General features: G+C 39.7%; 1 protein-coding gene and 1 pseudogene. Both read left to right on the plus strand.

Annotated features, from left to right (window positions below):
* Positions 1–50 precede the first annotated feature (50 nt).
* Positions 51–314, plus strand: a complete 264-nt coding sequence (locus tag BN202_RS08990; RefSeq protein WP_019220312.1) for a type II toxin-antitoxin system RelB/DinJ family antitoxin — start codon at positions 51–53, stop codon at positions 312–314.
* Positions 301–581: pseudogene (locus BN202_RS08995) on the plus strand (type II toxin-antitoxin system YafQ family toxin). Before BN202_RS08990 ends, BN202_RS08995 begins: the two are co-directional and overlap by 14 nt.
* Positions 582–753 lie beyond the last annotated feature (172 nt).

The raw sequence follows: 753 nt of genomic DNA on the forward strand, positions 1-753 counted from the left end.
GAACTTCAATTGTATTACATTGAAATACAATTAAGAGAGGAGAAATCATTATGGTTACCAGTCGCATGGTTCAAGCACGTGTACCGGAAGAGATTCAAAATGTTGCTAGTCAAGTTATTCAAGCCTCTGGTTTGTCAGTAAGTGATGTCGTGAGAGTGTTGATGACACGTATTGCACAAGATAAAGCTATTCCTTCTTTCTTATTTCAACCCAATGCAGAAACCATAGCGGCTTTTGCCGAACTTGATGAAGGCAATTTAAAAAAGTTTCATTCCGTAGACGAATTATTTGATGATCTCTATGCGGACGATTGAACGTACCACCATTTTCAAACGGGATTCAAGCGTGAGATGAAAGGACGACATCGGCATCTTTTAGATACTGATTTACGCACAGTCATTGCAGCATTAGCGAATGATCAACCTTTAGAATTTCGGTATCGTGATCATGCACTGACTGGAAATTGGAGCAATTACCGAGATTGTCATATTCGACCCGATCTAGTGTTAATTTACCGTTTTGTCGATCAAGACCGATTGGTTTTGGTGCGTCTTGGCTCTCATTCACAACTTGATCTTTAAATCACCTCCCCACCATAAAGATGGGGAAGGGGGTGTTTTACTTTAAGCAACCTTTTTAATGGGATTGTCTAAATTTGGTTCGTAAGCACGCAACAAAGAATCCATACGATGTGGTAGTTCTGAAGAACCAAAATCTGTTAGAACTGCTAGAATCTTAACAATATTGGGCACG

The organism is Bartonella florencae, from assembly GCF_000312525.1.
GTDB lineage: Bacteria > Pseudomonadota > Alphaproteobacteria > Rhizobiales > Rhizobiaceae > Bartonella > Bartonella florencae.